At 56.6% G+C, this 17572-nt stretch carries 15 protein-coding genes and 1 tRNA gene; 6 read left to right on the top strand and 10 right to left on the bottom strand.

Annotated features, from left to right (window positions below):
• Positions 1-14: 14 nt before the first annotated feature.
• Complete coding sequence (locus AC5S26_RS22630) at positions 15-3275, bottom strand: outer membrane beta-barrel protein (RefSeq protein WP_494187221.1); 3261 nt, start codon at positions 3273-3275, stop codon at positions 15-17.
• Positions 3276-3917: 642 nt separating this feature from the next.
• Here AC5S26_RS22630 and AC5S26_RS22635 point away from each other — a divergent pair.
• From AC5S26_RS22635 to AC5S26_RS22655, 5 genes are all read left to right on the top strand, one after another.
• Positions 3918-5054, top strand: coding sequence for a Gfo/Idh/MocA family protein (locus tag AC5S26_RS22635; RefSeq protein ID WP_494187222.1), 1137 nt, complete (start codon positions 3918-3920; stop codon positions 5052-5054).
• 340 nt (positions 5055-5394) lie between these two features.
• Positions 5395-5583: a hypothetical protein gene (locus AC5S26_RS22640; protein ID WP_494187223.1), complete on the top strand. Its 189-nt coding sequence runs from the start codon at positions 5395-5397 to the stop codon at positions 5581-5583.
• Between the two features lie 117 nt (positions 5584-5700).
• Entirely contained in the window at positions 5701-6558 is an 858-nt protein-coding gene (locus AC5S26_RS22645) for an SDR family oxidoreductase (protein ID WP_494187224.1), read from the top strand.
• A 6-nt stretch (positions 6559-6564) separates the two neighbouring features.
• Positions 6565-7782, top strand: a complete 1218-nt coding sequence (locus AC5S26_RS22650) for a M24 family metallopeptidase (RefSeq protein WP_494187225.1) — start codon at positions 6565-6567, stop codon at positions 7780-7782.
• A 41-nt stretch (positions 7783-7823) separates the two neighbouring features.
• Positions 7824-8933: a transaldolase family protein gene (locus tag AC5S26_RS22655; protein ID WP_494187226.1), complete on the top strand. Its 1110-nt coding sequence runs from the start codon at positions 7824-7826 to the stop codon at positions 8931-8933.
• Between the two features lie 427 nt (positions 8934-9360).
• On the opposite strand, the gene AC5S26_RS22660 is transcribed toward AC5S26_RS22655, so the two are convergent.
• The 9 genes from AC5S26_RS22660 to AC5S26_RS22700 all read right to left on the bottom strand — a co-directional run bounded on the left by AC5S26_RS22660 (position 9361) and on the right by AC5S26_RS22700 (position 16851).
• Entirely contained in the window at positions 9361-9663 is a 303-nt protein-coding gene (locus tag AC5S26_RS22660) for a putative quinol monooxygenase (protein ID WP_494187227.1), read from the bottom strand.
• 47 nt (positions 9664-9710) lie between these two features.
• Positions 9711-10685, bottom strand: coding sequence for an aldo/keto reductase (locus tag AC5S26_RS22665; RefSeq protein WP_494187228.1), 975 nt, complete (start codon positions 10683-10685; stop codon positions 9711-9713).
• 15 nt (positions 10686-10700) lie between these two features.
• A complete protein-coding gene (locus tag AC5S26_RS22670; protein WP_494187229.1) occupies positions 10701-11153 on the bottom strand; it encodes a DMT family transporter in 453 nt (150 codons plus the stop codon).
• A gap of 252 nt (positions 11154-11405) precedes the next feature.
• Complete coding sequence (locus tag AC5S26_RS22675) at positions 11406-12515, bottom strand: substrate-binding domain-containing protein (protein WP_494187230.1); 1110 nt, start codon at positions 12513-12515, stop codon at positions 11406-11408.
• 132 nt (positions 12516-12647) lie between these two features.
• Entirely contained in the window at positions 12648-13685 is a 1038-nt protein-coding gene (locus tag AC5S26_RS22680) for a zinc-dependent alcohol dehydrogenase (protein ID WP_494187231.1), read from the bottom strand.
• A gap of 1015 nt (positions 13686-14700) precedes the next feature.
• A tRNA-Lys gene (locus AC5S26_RS22685) sits at positions 14701-14776 on the bottom strand.
• Between the two features lie 119 nt (positions 14777-14895).
• On the bottom strand, positions 14896-15750 hold the full coding sequence (locus AC5S26_RS22690; RefSeq protein WP_494187232.1) for an MqnA/MqnD/SBP family protein: 855 nt from the start codon (positions 15748-15750) through the stop codon (positions 14896-14898).
• 79 nt (positions 15751-15829) lie between these two features.
• Entirely contained in the window at positions 15830-16426 is a 597-nt protein-coding gene (locus tag AC5S26_RS22695) for a biotin transporter BioY (RefSeq protein ID WP_494187233.1), read from the bottom strand.
• Between the two features lie 17 nt (positions 16427-16443).
• Positions 16444-16851, bottom strand: a complete 408-nt coding sequence (locus AC5S26_RS22700) for a hypothetical protein (RefSeq protein WP_494187234.1) — start codon at positions 16849-16851, stop codon at positions 16444-16446.
• Positions 16852-17113: 262 nt separating this feature from the next.
• Here AC5S26_RS22700 and AC5S26_RS22705 point away from each other — a divergent pair, with 262 nt between their 5' ends.
• A complete protein-coding gene (locus AC5S26_RS22705; protein WP_494187235.1) occupies positions 17114-17461 on the top strand; it encodes an FtsB family cell division protein in 348 nt (115 codons plus the stop codon).
• The last annotated feature ends 111 nt before the right edge of the window (positions 17462-17572 follow it).

The raw sequence follows: 17572 nt of genomic DNA on the forward strand, positions 1-17572 counted from the left end.
GTTCTTAACGACTGTCAGAAGCTGAGTCGACCGCCGAGTCGGAAGTAGCGTTGATCAATCTGTCTGCCGAGAGGATTCAGCGCAGTGATCGTTCCAAAGCCGGTAGTGGACACATTGTTATTTGGATTGGCGAAGTGTGGAGTGTTCGTCACATTGTACGAATCAAGTCGCAGATTCAAGTTAACACGCTCCCAGATGTGGAACTGGCGCTGAATGCTCGCATCCAGGTTCGTCGCCCCGGGACCGCGAAGTGAGTTGTAGTTCGCACTGCCGAACTTCACTGTATTGACCGGAGCAAAAGCAGACGTATCGAAAAAAGTTGTGCCGAAGACTCCTCGGCCGGCTCGCGCCACCGTGCTTTTCACGCGATCTGCGCGCTGGGTGTTGCCAGGGCAGTTGCACGAAGATCCGTCGGCAAGGATATTGAACGGTATGCCCGACAGATGATAGAAGGTTCCATTCAGAGACCATCCACCCGCCAAAGCAGACCACAGGCCATGCGTAAGGAACTGTTTGTTCTTACCAAACGGTAACTCGTAGGTCGCATTCACAATGAAGTTGTGCGTGCGATCTACAGGTGCTAACGATCGATTCAATTCTTTGTACGCCGGAATCCAGATCTGACCCGACGGAAATCCAGACTGCATATTCTTCGACCACGTGTAGGCCAGCTTCATCGACAGGCCATTCTGAAGTCGCTTGCTCACAGCCATCTGCAAGGAGTTGTACGAACTATCTATGACCGGCTTGAATACGTTCGTTGTACCTGTGATCTTGAGGGCCGGAGTATTCAGTGGCTGCGAAGCCGCGCCCCCACCCAACTGGCCGTAGTTGAAGTTATAGGAGCCTCCCAGGTTCACAACGTGGGTTCCCACATAGCCTCCCGAAGCAATAAACCCTCCTGGGAATTCCTTCTCAAGCATCAGGTTGTAAGACTCCACGTAGCCGCGGCGGAAGTTCTTTTCCGTCGTGTTGGCATTTGCCGTTCCGACCGGAATATTGACTGTACCGTTCGGATTGATGGTCGGCGCATTGAGTATTGGAAAGCCGGTGGAAAGGCTGCCGGCAGCGGTATATGCATTCGCACCCGTTGCCGTGTACTGCACCTCACTCGGGTAGTTTTGAACCAGGGCCTGAGCCATTGCCACCTGCATCGGGGAAATCGACACTCCGGCACGAATGACAAAATTTTGAAATGGACGATAGGAGATGCCGACACTCGGAGCAAACAGCTTCTTCGACACCTTGATGCCACAGTCGCCGGGGTTGCCCCCGACACCGCAGATCTGAATTGTTGGATTGTTCACGTCGGTATACATGTTGTTGTATTCAATTCCGCGATTCTCGCGCGTCGGAACGGGATAGTTCTCCCAGCGCACACCGTAATTGATCGTCAGGTTGCGGCTTGCCTGCCACTGATCGCGAACATAAAACGAGATCTGGTACTGGCGCAAGGTTAGAAAATCGTCAAACTGAACCCACGTCGTCTGGTACTGTGGCAATCCAAGCAGGAAGTCGCCAACCGAGTTGAATTCACGCACCGGAGTGGCGGTGACGCCATTTGCCGGATCCGGGGCGCGTGCTGTGAGGCCACCCGGGAAGTAGAAGAGCGTGTTGCGAATCTCCTTATGATTTACGCGCAGACGTATAATGTCGCCGCCCGCGCGGATGTTATGAGATTTGTGTGTCTTCGTCACATTGGCGACGTACTCAAAGATGGGGTCTTTGTATTCCAGCGGGGGATACGAATAGCCGAACGTCCCATTTCCTGTACTGCCGCCATAGTTCGCGATCGCGAAGTTGGGCATGCCGCCGGCAAGGGGTAGCGTACCCTGATTGGAGCCAGGGATGCCCAGCACGTCAGAGCCATACTTCTGGTCTGCCAGCACGGGCAACAGGATCTGGTGGGCCTGCGTTACACCGAAGGTGCCATCGAAGACAAGTGTTGGCGTAGCCACATAGGTCACCGAGCCGGACACCGCTAGCGTAGCCCCATGCTGCAGGTAGTTGCCGGCGCCTGCCGAACTAAATGCCGGCCATGCACCGCTGCTTCCACCAAGGATGGGACCAAAGAGAGGGTTGGTTACGGCATAGTAGGGCTGATATCCGTAACGTCCGGAGATTCTCAGCTTCTGCGTCGCTACGTAATCGAACTTCGTATCGATCTTGTGTAGGTTGTATGAGGTCCCTTGAATGACAGAGTAGTTATTCACTGTTCCAGGCAGGTTCGGAGAAGGGATATTCGGGATCAGCTTCGCGGTGACCGGGTTAATACGACTCGCAGGAATAATGTTTCCCGGAAACTGGGTCTTTCCAACACCCGTCGTCGGGTTTCCCGTAGCTGGATCATAGATCGGCGTTGTCGATGCCGACAGATTACCGGCCAGCATTGCCTGCGTAGGAACGGAGATAATACCTGCCAGTGACGCTCGCGTAAACGAGCCTTCGTAGCTGCCGTAGTAGAACAGCTTGTCCTTGATCAACGGGCCGCCAATCGAGCCTCCGACCGTGTTGTCCACCAGGTGGGGTGGCTTCTGCCCCGCGGGCTGGAAGAAATTCCGGGCCTCGGTCCAGTTGTTGACGTTCTGTTCATACAACGAGCCGTGAATCGCGTTGGTTCCGCTCTTGAGCTGCACTGTCACCGCAGGACCGCCGGAGAGGCCCTGTTCGGCATCGGGGCTGTTCGTCACAACGTTGACGCTCTCGATCGCCTCGGTCGAAGGCACGAACGTCGTGTATTGCTGCACCCATGGATTGGTTGCGCTTACGCCCTCGATACGTACATTTGGCCCTTGTGTCCCCGTACCGTTCGCCGCAAATTGCATCGACTTTGACGGATTGTTGGTGCCGCCGGCAAGCTGTCCGCCAGGAGGGACCATACCCGGTACCAGGTTCAGCACGCCCTGGTAAGTTCTCGTGGGCTGAGGTGCGTTCTGAAACGTCGTCGACGAGAGCTGTGTGTGAACGTCTGCGCGGTCGGTCTGCAGTAACGTGGTGTCTGTTCGTACTTCGATCTGCTCCGTTACATCACCGACCTTCAACTCGGCATCCACACGTGTTACTACGTTTGCGGTCACTTCCACACGAGGATTTGTATATCCGCCAAACCCCGCCTTGGCGATGCTGAATTTGTAGACGCCTGCCGGCAAGGTGGAAAGGGTATACAGGCCGCCCTCGGTTGTTTCCACGGAACGGTTTGTGTTGGTTTGCACCTCCGTTACCTGCACCGTTGCACCCACGACTGCGGCGCCAGTTGGATCTGTGATCGTGCCCACGATGGATCCGAAAAGCGTCTGCGTCCTTCCACTCAGGGATGCACAAAACATGCAGGCCAGTACAAGCGCAATTCTCGTCCGTTGCTGCCATGGCATCACCGCCACACTCTCCAAAGCAGTCTTTGACAGTACGTTTTCTTGCTTCACTGGTTCACCTCACACAAAATTCCCAAAGTTCCTATCAGAAAATTCAGATAGGCTTTGAAGCATCGAAACAATAGGTATGTAAATCGGATGTGTGGATACATTAGGGAAAATATTGCTGTCAAGCGGGAAAATATCAATTTTCCTTAAGGGAACTTTTCAAGTGAAAACTATACGGTGCGACTAGATTTGGGGCCGCCAACTAGCAACAAAAGCATCCTTGTTTTTTAACGCGCTCTTACAGCCTTGCTGGTTGAAGAGCAAGCGTATGGTGTGTCCTATGAAGGTTTGCTGTGCTGCGACGCGCCTCGCCTGAGTCATATCCGCCTCCGCATGTGACAACGGGACCCGCACGAGAGAGATACGCGCTTGCGTCAGGCTGCAATCCTCGATAGTGTGGCGCGGGGAGCATTAACTGAAACTTCCTCCGACGGGAAACTTCAGTAGTTCGCCCACCCGCGTGTCGGTGACATGGGAGTTACACCTGGAGAGAATTGGATGAAGAGAATCAAAGTAGCCATCTTTGGCACCGGCTTTATGGGGCGCGTGCACACTGAGGCTCTGCGTCGCCTTGGCAATGTAGAGGTCGCCGCCGTCGCAGGCAGTTCCAGCGAGCGGGCGAGCACCTTCGCCGATGACGTCTCCATCGAGCGCTCGACGGGCGACTATCGCGAGCTGCTTACTGATCCGGAGATCGAAGCTGTACACATCTGTTCGCCCAACTCGCTGCATTTCGAACAGGCGATGGCATCGATGAACGCAGGCAAGCATGTACTCTGCGAGAAGCCGCTTGCCAACTCGATCGACGAAGGCAGGGCGATGCTGGCCACAGCGCAGGAGAAGAATCTCGTTCACGGCACGCTGTACAACATGCGAGCATATCCGCAGGTGCAGCAGATGCGGCAGATGCGCCTCGCCGGGCTTTTCGGCGACATCCGTATTGTGCAGGGGACATACTCGCAAGACTGGCTCTTTCTGGATTCGGACTGGAATTGGCGCATCGAAGACGGAAAGTCGCGCACCTTCGCCGACATTGGTACTCACTGGTGCGACATGGCCGAGCACGTTACCGGGCTGAAGATCACATCCCTGTGCGCCGACCTAGAGACCTTCATCAAGACGCGCAAGAAGCCCAAAGGGTCGGTGGAGACCTTCCAGGGTAAGGAGCTGCGTCCCGACGAGTACACTCTCACGCCGATCGCGAGCGAAGATTTCGGTTCGATGATGTTCTCCATGGGGCCGTCGACGCGCGGCTGCATGACGACGAGCCAGGTCTCTGTAGGACGCAAAAACCGCCTCTTCCTCGAGATCTACGGCACAAAGTGTTCTGCTGCGTGGGACGGAGAGCGACCGGACGAGTTGTGGATCGGCCATCGCAACCGCCCAAGCGAGGTATTGCTCAAAGATGCCGTGCTTTTTCAGGAGGAGGCCCGCAGCTTTGCAGACCTTCCCGGCGGCCACAGCGAAGGCTACGATGACACTTTCAAGCAAACCTTCCGGAGGTTCTACAATGTCGTTGCCGATCGCAGCGCACCGGTGGAGTTTCCCACCTTTGCAGACGGGATCCGGCAGTTGCAGCTGGTCGACGCCGTGGTGGAAAGCTCGGCGCAGCGAAGCTGGCAGAACCTAACCTGAGGCGAACTCTTCTTTTTGGAAGAAAAACTGATGGTGGTGAGCGATCTAACAATCGACAAAGCGGCCTAGGTCTTCGGCGCTTGAAGCGCAGCAGAAGGTCATTGGATGGCGAGCGAGTGGCGGCGATAGAACAATCACCGACGGCACGATCAGGTCGCATCTGTCTGCTGCTTTTCCGAGCGTGGCGAGGATGAAGGAGCGCTGTCGACGAACGTGCGTCACAGTCGAAAAGAATCTGCGGTAAGCCGCTCTACGGCAGAAGGCCCATAACTGTAAGTGTAGTCTGCGGCAGCCGAGACAAGAGGAACAGAGGGACGACAGAAATGGCAGGAGGAGTTCCATGAAGAACTCTTATAGAACGAAGCACCTGATTTTTGCCTTGAAACCTATTGGGAGAATGATATTCTCTGCTTCGGTAAATATGAACTATTTTCAAATAGGAATGCCATGGTTTGGGTTCGATCGCTTGTGGCAAATGCACGGAGTGCGCCAAGAGATACCAAGCGAGTCCCTTGGGAAAGCGGCTTGACTTCCGTCGTCTCCACCGTTGAATATCGACGCGCTCCTTACAGAGGATGAGCAAAGTTCCAACCGGAACACTGGGATCCAACGAACAGCAACTCAGTGGAGAATTTCAGAGGGGTTTATGCCGAAGGAAAATAACTACACACCGCCAAACGAGATGCCGCCTGCTCCGATCCATCGCGTGTTAGAGGGGCAGAAGGCTTTGGTGACAGGATCGAGCAAGGGGCTGGGGCAGGCCATGGCGATCGGTTTTGCAAAGGCCGGAGCCGACGTGCTGGTGAACTACAGTTCTGACAGAGCAGGTGCGGAGGACACAGTTCGCGCTATCGAAGCTCTGGGGCAGAAGGCCATGCTCTTTCAGGCCGATGTCTCGGAGGAGGACGAGGTGCAGGCGATGTTTACCGCAATGTTCGAGACCTTTGGCAGGCTCGATATTTGCGTCCCGAATGCCGCCATTCAGTTGAATGCGCCGGTTGATGAGATGAGCATGGACCAGTGGCGACGCGTGATAGACGTCAACCTGACCGGCATGTTTCTGTGTGCGCGTGAGTCAATACGCGCCTTTAAGCGGCAGGGGATTGATCGCAGCATCTCGTTTGCCTGCGGAAAGCTGATCTTCATTAGCTCGGTGCATGATGTGATTCCGTGGGAAGGCCACGCGAACTATGCCGCGGCAAAGGGGGGGCTGATGCTCTTCATGAAGAGTCTAGCGCAAGAGGTCTCGCACCTGCGCATCCGCGTGAATTCGATCGCGCCCGGAGCGATTCGCACGCCGATGAATGTGGAGAAGCTGACAACACCGGAGCAATTCGAACAGCAGCTCTTGAACCTGATCCCGTACAAGCGTATTGGCGAGCCGGAGGACGTGGCGCGGTTGGCTGTGTGGCTCGCATCCGACGAGTCGGACTACGTGCAGGGAACCACGATCTACGTCGACGGCGGCATGCTGCTGTACCCCGGCTTCATCGGCGCAGGCTAGAACGCCGTGAGCGGGCGGGTAAAGATCACACAGGAGACGATCAAGGTGCTTAACGATGAGAGGCGAACGAGGATGAGGCGGGTGATGGAGGCTGAGCGCATCGACGTCCTGGTGCTGCGGTTGCCGGAGAATGTTCTGCTGCTGAGTGGGCATTGGCCCATGATAGGCGCTGCCTTCCTAATCTTTCCGCGCGAAGGACCGGCGACCTGCATTGTGCCCGCATGTTATCAGAGTGAGGTTGCGGGCACACTTGAGGACTGCGCGGCGAGCTTTTACGCCTACGGCAGTGCCGATGCTCCTGCACCAATGGCTACGGTCGCAACGCTGCTCGGGCGGCTTGCCACAGGTCGAGACTGGCGCCGCATCGGCTATGAGGGCAACTTCGAATTTGCCGCCCCGTCGTGGAATGCTGCCGAAGCGATGGTGCCAGCGGCCGCCACACTGTCCATGCTACAGAGTCTCTTCCCAAGCGCAGAGTTGGTCGATGTGACAGCGATGCTCACGATCGAGCGGCTCACCAAGACCACTTATGAGATCGAGCGGCTGGCCATCGCGAGCGAGATCTCGTGCTTCGCCATGGAGGCATTTCAGCAGGCGGTTGCGCCCGGTATCTCCGGCGTGGCGCTGGCGGCTTTGGTCGAGCAGGCTGCGATGGTGAAAGGCACAGGGTACCGCGGCAGCGTGCGCGTGCGCGCCTTTGCGCAAGTGACTACAGGCGACGCGGAGACAGCAGAGGCGCACCGCCCAAACATAATCTCCACGACACGACGGCTTGAAAATGGAGACTTCGCCGTGTTAGAGCTTGGCCTCGTCGCCGACGGCTACTGGGCCGATCGCACGCGTGTCAGCGTTGCGGGCACGCCGCGCGATGAGCAGGTGCGCATCTTCGAGACGGTCTGCCGAGCGCAAGAGGCGGGAGTCTCTGCAATGCGTCCCGGTGCGTTGGCCCGCGATGTCGACGAGGCAGCGCGCAGCATCATCCGCGACGCGGGTTACGGTGCGGAGTTTCCGCACATCACAGGGCATGGTCTCGGCTTCGGCTATCACGAGGCTGCACCGATCCTCGGGCCGCGCTCCTCTGATGTACTGCAGGAGGGCATGCTCTCTTCGGTAGAACCGGGAATCTACACTCGCGGGTTTGGTGGGTGCCGTATCGAAGATGACGTAGTTGTGATCGCAGACGGCCCGCTGGTGCTGGGGCCATTTCGCAAGGCGCTGCAGTGACGGACAGGCAGCGAAGATCGAGTTTAATGAGGAGCAGAGAGATGACAGCAACGGAGAGCGCCGTAATGGCCTACAAGAGCCATCTGCACGAGATGACGCAGACGACACCAACCGTTTTGTGGAACGACTCGGCCACGCTGTCGGAGCTTGAGTACGCCATCGAGCACGGAGGTGTAGGCGCGACGTGCAATCCTGTGATCGTTCTGGATGCGCTCAAGAAGGAGCCAAGCATTTGGAACGTGCGCGTGAAGGAGCTGGCGAAGGAGAACCCTACAGCCACGGAAGACGAGATAGGCTGGCTATTGATCGAAGTTATCTGCCGCACGCGCGCGAAGCTGCTTGAGACGGTCTTCCATCAGCACAAGGGGCGCAACGGACGGCTCTCTATCCAGACGGACCCGCACCTCTATCGCGACCCGAAGCGCCTTGAGGCACAGGCCATCCGCTTCAGCGGACTCGCGCCGAACATGATCGTCAAGCTGCCGGTCACCGAGGCGGGCGTGGCCGCCATCGAAGAGGTCACTTATCATGGCGTCAGTGTCAACGCCACGGCATGCTTCACGTTGCCCCAGTGCGTTGCCGTCGCCGAGGCGGTCGAGCGAGGACTGAAACGCCGTGAGAGCCAAGGTAAAGATATTTCCACGATGGGTCCCGTCTGCACCATCATGGTTGGCCGGCTCGATGACTGGCTCAAGGTCATTGCCGAGAAGAAGGACATCACAGTGGGCGAGCCCGGCTACCTGGAGTGGGCCGGCGTCGCTGTCTTCAAGAAAACCTACAGGTTGTACCAGCAGCGTGGCTATCGCCTGCGTCTGCTCTCAGCGGCCTTCCGTAACCATATGCACTGGAGCGAGCTGATCGGTGGCGATGTCGTCATCTCGCCACCGCATAAGTGGCAGGTGCGTTTCAACGCGAGCGATGTTTCTTGTATGAACCGCATTGACACGCCGGTTGACCCGAAGATCGTAGCCGACCTCGAAGCTCGTTTTCCTGATTTCGTGCGCGCGTATGAGGAGGGCGGACTCGCAATCGAAGAGTTCGACAGCTACGGCGCCATGGCGCGAACGATGCGAGGCTTCCTCGAGGCCACGCATGAACTGGCAAATATCGTGCGCAATATCACTCTGCCCAACCCCGACGTTTCGTTGTAGCGTCGTGTCGCTCCGGGGAGAAAATACGCCCCTTCTAGGTCCGGCCTTCGTGCTCATTTCAAGAGACGCTATGGATTTCTACCCCAGCGTGGGCATAGTCGTATCCACTCCGGCCCGGATGCTCTGTGACCAACGCGCAGTCATCGTCTTGATGCGCGTATAGAAGCGCATCGCTTACCTGCCGAATCGTAGGCCGCACCCATTAGAGCATCGGGCTTGGTCTAGATCGGCCTCTGGCATCACCACCATGTGGTTCTTAGCGCCGCTTCGACCTTCTGGCCGTCGATCCAGTGCTGATTGTGCGTGGAGATTCCTCTGAAGAAGAGAGCAGATCGGGTGTGGGAATCGTGTTTGCCACTGTTCCTTTCTTGTCCTGGGCCGTCTCAGTGGTGTGGTGAATGAATCGTTGTTTACGAGACACTTGAGCTCAGGCGAGAGGCAACCAGCGCATTACGTTCTGGTTGGCGATGGGATCATTACCATCGCGATACTTCACAAAGCCCTGGAAATGCGGTGTTGCGAGGTGCGCATCCAGGGCGGCCTGGTTGGTAAACTTCTCGTAGAAGAGAAATGTTCCCGGGTTCTCCGGTGACCGGTGCAGTTTGTACTGCATACATCCCGCCTCAGATTGCGTGGGAGCCACCAAAGCATGCAACTGTGCGGCAAGGTCTTCTTCACGCCCAGGAACCGCCTCGATCAATACACTCAATACCACCGGACCATCTACCATCTGTTCACTCTCCTAGTTGTTTTCTCACCGCTAATTTGAACGCTGGTTTATGTCGGCTGCATCCAGGCTTCGAGGATTATAGGATCACCAGCGGTCGTGAGCTGCTGCATCTGCTCGTGGCTCAACATTAGATCGAGCGCTTCTATGTTCTCCTTCAACTGCTCAATTCGGCTTCCAGCGATGATGGGCAGCACCGTCGGATGACTCTGGCGCATCCATGCGATGATGACTTGATTCAGACTTGCGTCGACCTCCGCAGCGACGGAATGAAGCGCGGCGAGCCGCTCGTCGGAGTCTGCTCCCGCGAACTGTGCTGGAAGCGGGCGTTCTGGACGCGTGTAGGCTCCTTGCAGCAACACTGAGTAGGCGATCAGCCCGATATCGTGCGCCTTCGCAAAGGCTTTCATGTCTTCGCTGATAAATATCTGCGGGCCGAAGTCCGAACCGTGCCTCGGCCTGAGGTAGGTGTAGCGTTGCTGCACAACGGAGTACTCCACCCAGCCATTGGTGCGGGCTATCAGGTTGGCCTCGGCCACGCGCCACACCGTGAGATTGCTGGCGCCGAGCAGGCGCACTTTGCCCGCCTTCACCAGCCGATTGAAGGCCGCCATCGTCTCCTCGAGCGGCGTGTCGTGATCGTCGCGGTGCGAGTAGTAGATGTCGAGCCTGTCGGTGCCAAGCCGCTTCAGGCTGCGCTCGCATTCGCGCTCGATCTCACTGGCGGTCAGGCCGCCTGCACTCTCGGGATAGTCGAAGCCTAGCTTCGAGGAGACCAGCAATCGGTCGCGGTTGCCGCGGTCCTTCAGCCAGGCACCGATCACCATCTCGCTCTCACCGCCTTTAAAGCCAGGAATCCAGCTCGCGTAGAAATTAGCAGTGTCGATCAGGGTGCCGCCACTCTCAAAGTAAAAATCCAGCAGTCGGAACGTCGTTTCGCGGTCGATTTTGCTGCCGAGGACGTCGCCTCCCATCGCCAGCGCACTGACTTCAACGCCGCTGTTTCCCAGTTGAACCTTCTCCATGTCGGCCTCTTAGCCCTAGTAGGACAGTTTGATGTACGTGGCGAGATAGACGCCGCCCAGCATCAGCAGGGCTCCCAACCCGTTGATCAGAGATATTCGCTGCACCGGTGAGCCAAGCCATCCGTAGTGTGACAGGATCATGCCTCCCAGCACCTGACCCGCGATGAGCGTCATAAACATGCCACGCGCTCCTACCTGCGGCTGCATCCATGCAATCGCAAAGACGAGGCACGCCCCGATAGCGCCTGCCGTCAGCAGCAACGGGTGCACTTGTCTCAGGCCGGAGAGTGCGCCGGACTGCCACCCGCTTGTACCGATCAGGATGGCCATTGCCGCACCGATCGTCCAAAAGACTGCGTTGGCGACGCGAGGATTTCCGATGCTTGCTCCAACCTTGCCATTCATGGAAAGATGCAGCGCCAAGACAATGCCAAGAAACAACCCAAAGACGTAAAAGATAGCCTTCAACGTGCTGCTCCCATCGATCGAAGTTTGGGCAGATGTGTTCAGTAAAGAAGGCGATTCTGGAATTCCGCGGAAGCCATTAAGTTCCTTCTTGAACTTGTTTCAAATGCTATTAGAACGAGCAAGTGTATACATGGCGCTGGAAACGGATGTCAAGAAGTTAAGCGTTGTTTTTTACGATCTCGTAGAGGCGGAACTTATACCCCATTCGTCAGGGCGCACTGCGCCCTGCAGACATACTTGTGCGCGGCCTGCTTACCGAAAGCTCGTCTTGCCGACGAACTCATGCGAGATGTAGTGAAGGGTTGGCGCCGATTTGCCCTGAAGGATTGGAAGCGAGAAGTTGAGCAGTTCCGGCCCGTAACGCTCCGCGTGGAACGAGACGGTGCCGATGCAGACGCTCTTCCTGTCGGCGATCACATCAAGGATCTCCCCGCTTCCTCCGTGCCCAACGACGGCGGCGTCGATCGAGCCGCGCGACGAGGCGATCGCCTCCACCGCGCCCAGTGCGCTCTCGTCGTTGATGCCCATCACCAATACCTTGCGTCCACGCCGCGAGCCGCGCAGGAAGGCCGCTGTTGCGGTGCGGGACATGTTCTCTTCGCCACCACCGTCGACTTGGTGAACGATGTTCTTTGGCAGTGCGCCCAGGCGTTCTTCCAGGCCGCGAATGACTCCGACAGTGCGGCTGTGCGTTGTACGTCCGGCAAGGGGAGATTCGAGTATAAGTACGGCGTCAGGTTTTCCCTTCCACATGCGTGTGGCGTAGTCGGCTAGCGCGACGCCCGCAGTAACCCCAGCGCGGAAGTTGTTCACTCCGAAGTAGACGGTGCCGTGGTGAGGATTGACGATGGAGAGCAGTGGAATTCCCGCGCGTGCAAATGTGTCGGAAATGATCGGTGCGGCCTGCTCGGAGAGCTGAAATTCGATAGCAAGGTCGATCTTCTGCCGCGCCATCTCCTCTGCGTTGCGGATCGCCGTGTCGGGATTGCGGTCATTGTCCCATAACATAAGGTTGATCCCGGCCGCTGCTGCCTCCTTCTCGATGCTCGCTTGAATCTCCGTCGCAATGGAGATGTGTCGGGAGAGGTTTGCGAAGCCGAAGGTCAGCTTTTTGCGCATACGGCTGAGACGGTACTGGCGGCCCGTCTGCGATAGATAGTCGCGCAACACGAGCGTGTGCAGAATGCGGTACGCTGTTGTGTGGGCGATGCCTGTCCGACGAACAATCTCTTCCAGCGTAAGGCTTTCGTTGGCGGTGTTGAAGCAGTCCAGAAGATCGATGGTTTTCCCAATAATGGGTACCCAGTACTTATCGACCCGACGTGACTTCTCCTCATTCAGGCTCTCTGCATGGTTCTTCATCGATCGGCGTTGATCCTCTGCGGAATGGTAACAAACGAAAAGAGCTGAGTCTCCTCAGAAGAAGAAGGCGCGGGCCATCCGCCAACGGGGGGAACCTCTGCCTATATGAGGCGAAATCGGTGGGGCAACGGTTCAGTCTCCCAGTGGATACATCAGTACCTTCACCGCCTTCTTCGTCAGACAGAGGTCAAAGGCCTGCTCCCACTCAGTGATGGGAAGCTTTGCCGAGATCATGTCATCGAAGCGGATGCGCTCCGTAGCATAAATCTCCATCATGCGTCGCCACGTGTTGGCGGTGTAGCAAACGGAGCCAGCCATCTTTAGTTGCTTATAGAAAATCATGTCGATGGGGAATTGGATCTCCTTCCCGCAGATGGCAACCTGCGTATAGTGACCCATCGGCCGTAGCGATTCGAGGCAGCCACGCACTGAGGCGGCAACGCCCGCGCACTCGAGCGCGACATCAGCGCCACGTCCTTTGGTAAGCTCTTTCACTGCGGTGGCAAGGTGCTGCCCGCCCACGTTGACCACGGCATGCGCGCCATAGCGCAATGCGGCAGCAAGACGTTCATCGTCTCCCGTGGCTCCAGCGACGATCGTCTTGACCCCTGCCGCTACCAGCAGCTTCAGGCAGAGCAGCCCGATCGGCCCCGGCCCCGAGACAAGTGCCGTGTCGCCGAGCCGCACCGGCGTCATCTCTTCCACCGCCTGCACCGCAGCGGCAAAGGGCTCGCTCATCGCGGCCTCTGCTAGGCTGAACGAAGGCGGGACCTTGTAGATTTGGTCCGGTCGCAGCAGAACATAGCGCGTAAACGCTCCATTCACACCGTGGCCCATGCCGCGCCGTCGCGAGCAGAAGATGAAGTATCCCATGCGGCAGTACTCGCATTCCCCGCACGTGACGGCAGTCGCACCCAGTCCGGCGATGCGGTCCCCCACGGAGACCGTCTCCACCTCGCTGCCCACCTCGATGACAGTCCCCGAAAACTCATGACCTAAGATCACTGGAGGATAGTTCTTGAATGTATCGTGCAACACGTGAAGGTCAGTCCCACACACTCCACAGTATGCAATCTCAACCTTCACCTGCCGGCTTCCGCACTGTGGTTCCTCAACGTCGATCACTTCGACGTTACCATTGCCCGCAGCGTACTTAACTAAGGCTTTCATTGACTCTCCAAGCCAGCAGATGTCAAAAGGACATCTACCGGAAACATGATGTTGCTGAAACTGCAGCTTTTCAAGCGAACTAGACGAGCGCGGCGTTTCAAGCAGGGCTTAGATATGGCTCTCAATGTCAAAGGCTTGATTGATGCCCGATGAGACCTCAGACGAATAGATAACGCGATGTCTAACTCACTGTTCTCTAATACCTTCGTCACTCGCACCTCGTTGCTATTGATCTCGACATCGCAATCTTGCCTTTCAGGAATTCAACCGACGCTCGCTGAAGCCGTTATTTGCCACAATGCCATTCATGAACTAGGCCTTCTAAGCGACAACTGATTAGAAGGCCATGCCATAGCTTGTCAAGAAGTTTGAAAAGTCTAATTTTCCAGTTTGAACTTTAAGCAATATCCACCAAAAGGATACGGTAGACCAAGAAAGTTTATAGCTTTTTCGGTTCAATAGAAGACTTTCTAAGTTCATATCGGAACTATCAATAACCTTGTTTAGCAAACCATTTCTTCGCTGGGACGAATGCACGGTGATATGCAGACCGAGAACATCCACTTGAAACAGGAGCGTATCGTGGTTCGAAAAGGAAGACAGATTCGTGCCGATAAGCGAGCGCATGAAGGCTATGTTGCTGGCTGGTGCGGATAGAAAAAAGAGGTTGTCTTCCCATCCTCGCTTTCGGAGTCTGGGTATCTCACGACGATTGTCCAAGCTTTTAAGCTGCTCTAGGAAAGAGGATGGCTGGGTAAGAAACGGTGTCCGTTATTCAGCGTCGCACATCTGTGACACCCTACACGATGGAGAAGAGGCGCAAACCCTCGTAGTAAGAAGGTCGATGGGGCATTCCGATCTGAAGCCGATGGAGCTGTATCAGCACCAGGAATCGAAACCTTTTGCGGAGGGGGACCAATCCACGCAGTCGAGGAAAAAATTTTGTCAGGTTTTTGAGAAACGCATGAAGCAAGCGATTCGGAATCTATATCTGGCTGACCATTAAGGAGATAAGTGGTGGACGCGGTAGGGATCGAACCTACGACCAGTCGATTAAGAGTCGAATGCTCTACCAGCTGAGCTACGCGTCCAGGTGTGTTTCTTTCCTCGGGGAGAGGATCGTCAGGCGAGAACCGGTTCCGGCTGCAACCACTCGACTTATTTAGGATAACACAGCCTGCAGGATTGTGAATGTCCTGCAGGCTGTTCTTCAGCCGACAAAATCGACATGGGCGCGATGTGGAATGATGCCGCGATCGTAGCCCATCTCAAGCAGCTTACGAATGGCTTCGCGGCCATCCTCGCCGTAGTTCAGCGTGCGTTCGTTGACGTACATCCCGACGAAACGGTTTGCGAGTGACGGATCGAGATCGCGGGCAAATTGCATGGCATAGGCAAGGGCCTCTTCGCGGTGATCGAGAGCGTGCTGAATGCTGTTGCGCAGAGCATGGGTGGCCATTTCCATGATTTCCTGACCGAGCGAACGACGGATGGCATTGCCTCCCAGGGGGAGAGGGAGGTTGGTCTGTTCGCGCCACCACTGTCCGAGGTCTAGGAGCTTCACGAGGCCATCCTTCGCGTAGGTCAACTGGCCTTCGTGGATGATGAGACCGGCGTCGAATTCGCCTGCGGTGACGGAGGGAATGATTTTGTCGAAAGGAACGACGGCATATTCGATGTCAGGCGCAAAGAGGCGGAGAGCGAGGAAAGCTGTGGTCAGGGTGCCAGGAACAGCGATGCGAGTTTTTTTAGCCTCGGCGAGGTTGAGCTTGGGGTTGGCTACGATCATGGGACCGTAACCTTCGCCTACGCTGCCGCCACAGGCCATCAAGGTATAGCTGTCCTGAAGGTAGGGATAGGCGTGGAAGGAGATCGCGGTTACGTCGTAAAAGGTCTCGTTGATGGCCTTGTGATTGAGGGTCTCGATGTCAGTGAGCACATGAGAGAACTTGTAGCCGGGAACCCGGACCTTGTTCGTGGCAAGGCCGTAGAACATAAATGCGTCGTCGGAGTCCGGGCTATGGGCGATGCTGATCTCTTGAACTGCAGTTTGCGGGGAAGTCATGATGCAGCGTTCCTCTGGGAGTAATGGGACAGGGTGAGGGATGTGCCAACAACGCCCATCCCGAGGGAGACGGGGTATTTCAGGCGCGGCGCCAGTGTTCGATGGAGGCTGCGAGTCCTGCAGCCGCAGCGATCTTTACGGCTTCACCCGGAAGGAATGGAGCTATGGACATGGTCCACACACCGGATGCGCCGAGGTGAAGAATCTGCGCGATCCACAGGGAGCCGCAGGCAAAGAGGACGAAAGTAGCAAGTGCACAGGCAATCGCGGCACGGGTGTATGTCGAGCCCAGGCGAAGCGAGCGAAAGACCGACCCTGCAGTTGCGGCAACGAAGGGATAGGAGAGAAGGTAGCCGCCGGTGGGGCCGAGCAGCTGGACGATGCCGCCTGTGGAGTGCGGATTGAACATCGGCAGCCCCAGGACTCCTTCCGCTAGGTAGAGGGCCATGGCGGAGAAGCCTGCCGCAGGGCCTAGAAGGAGGCCAACGAGCAGCACGCCGAAATTCTGAAGCGTCAGTGGCACGGGAGTGAAGGGAAGCGGAATGGAGACGTGCGCACAGGCTGCCACGAAGAGAGTCGCGGCAAAGGAGATCGTGATACGGCCGAGGCCGGTTTCTGAGAGCGCGCGGGAAGGGTGGTGTGTGAGACCGGATGAATCGGGAAGAGCGGATTGCATAGAGGCGGATCCTTTCGCTAGAAGCGCTTCGATAAAGCTTTGGAGGTGCCGGCTACCGGATGCAGAGGATAAGGGACTGCTGCCTGTACCTGGTTCGAGCTGGCCCGTTGGTTGGATTCAGCGGCTCTATAAACCATCCGGGGAGACCGGCGACGGCTCATGGAACCGTCTCGTTCGTTTGTGGAGGGATCTGCAGCAGCGGGTGAGGACGGGATCCAGTCTTTCTTCGCGGTAATGGACTTTACGTTTTGATGGGAGACGAGACGCGACGAACGTGGTGTGCCATATTGAGCCGCTGCATACAGATGTTCGGAGAATTCCGGTTCAGGAGGAGCTTGCGGACGATTTCGGCGACTGTCTCGCACATGATGAACGATTGCGGCCCCGGCCCCAATAAGGACAAGGAGAGACGCGATCGAGATCATGAATAGAATATGCACCTCCACAAGGATACCAAGCGGGGAAGCGTTCGTGCACCTTATTCGTCTATCCGGGGCGATAGGAATAAGGGGTGTTCGGAAAGGGAACCAGGCTCGTTTTGAAATGAGATGAAATGACAGTACGAACTAGGTACATCGAGAAGAGATAGTCATTTTCCACTTGACGGTGTTCCTTGCGGAAATTTGTACTTTCTTATAGATGAGCCACGCAAACGCAAACCGGAACGGACGAACAGATCACGGAATTGTGATCCGCCTGTTTCTGGCTGCTGCCGGCGGATGGAGGCGGTGGGCAACCGTGGCGGCGGCGGTGCTTGCGATCGGGCTTGCTTATCACGTCGTCTTCGGGCAAAACGGTTTGACCGCTTATGAAAAGAAGAACCGGGATGCCCGGATGCTAGATGGCCGTCTGAAGGATCTTCAACACGAAAACGAAATGCTCAAGGGACATGTCGATCGGCTGAAGGATGATCCCAACGCAATTGAGCATCAGGCGCGTGAGGAGCTTCACTATACGCGGCCCGGAGAGGTGATCTATACGCTCCCTGCAACTTCGAGCGCATCCTCAACGCCTTCACCGAAGGGCGCTCGGTAGATTTTCTACCCCGCATCACAGGATTTTGCCAAGAGCCGGCTGCGTGTTTCGCACCAGCATCGATTGACACACATCGGCCTTCCCTCCTATGCTTTACGAAGTTGACCTCAT

The sequence above is a fragment of the Edaphobacter sp. FHG110511_03 genome (genome assembly GCF_059115365.1).

What these genes read in the sequence shown, in the direction of transcription:
- AC5S26_RS22690 (WP_494187232.1), bottom strand. Translation starts at nt 15,750, where the DNA reads ATGACTTCCCCGCAAACTGCAGTTCAAGAGATCAGCATCGCCCATAGC.
- AC5S26_RS22680 (WP_494187231.1), bottom strand. Translation starts at nt 13,685, where the DNA reads ATGAAAGCCTTAGTTAAGTACGCTGCGGGCAATGGTAACGTCGAAGTG.
- AC5S26_RS22665 (WP_494187228.1), bottom strand. Translation starts at nt 10,685, where the DNA reads ATGGAGAAGGTTCAACTGGGAAACAGCGGCGTTGAAGTCAGTGCGCTG.
- AC5S26_RS22675 (WP_494187230.1), bottom strand. Translation starts at nt 12,515, where the DNA reads ATGAAGAACCATGCAGAGAGCCTGAATGAGGAGAAGTCACGTCGGGTC.
- AC5S26_RS22635 (WP_494187222.1), top strand. Translation starts at nt 3,918, where the DNA reads ATGAAGAGAATCAAAGTAGCCATCTTTGGCACCGGCTTTATGGGGCGC.
- AC5S26_RS22655 (WP_494187226.1), top strand. Translation starts at nt 7,824, where the DNA reads ATGACAGCAACGGAGAGCGCCGTAATGGCCTACAAGAGCCATCTGCAC.
- AC5S26_RS22645 (WP_494187224.1), top strand. Translation starts at nt 5,701, where the DNA reads ATGCCGAAGGAAAATAACTACACACCGCCAAACGAGATGCCGCCTGCT.
- AC5S26_RS22695 (WP_494187233.1), bottom strand. Translation starts at nt 16,426, where the DNA reads ATGCAATCCGCTCTTCCCGATTCATCCGGTCTCACACACCACCCTTCC.
- AC5S26_RS22640 (WP_494187223.1), top strand. Translation starts at nt 5,395, where the DNA reads ATGAAGAACTCTTATAGAACGAAGCACCTGATTTTTGCCTTGAAACCT.
- AC5S26_RS22660 (WP_494187227.1), bottom strand. Translation starts at nt 9,663, where the DNA reads ATGGTAGATGGTCCGGTGGTATTGAGTGTATTGATCGAGGCGGTTCCT.
- AC5S26_RS22700 (WP_494187234.1), bottom strand. Translation starts at nt 16,851, where the DNA reads ATGATCTCGATCGCGTCTCTCCTTGTCCTTATTGGGGCCGGGGCCGCA.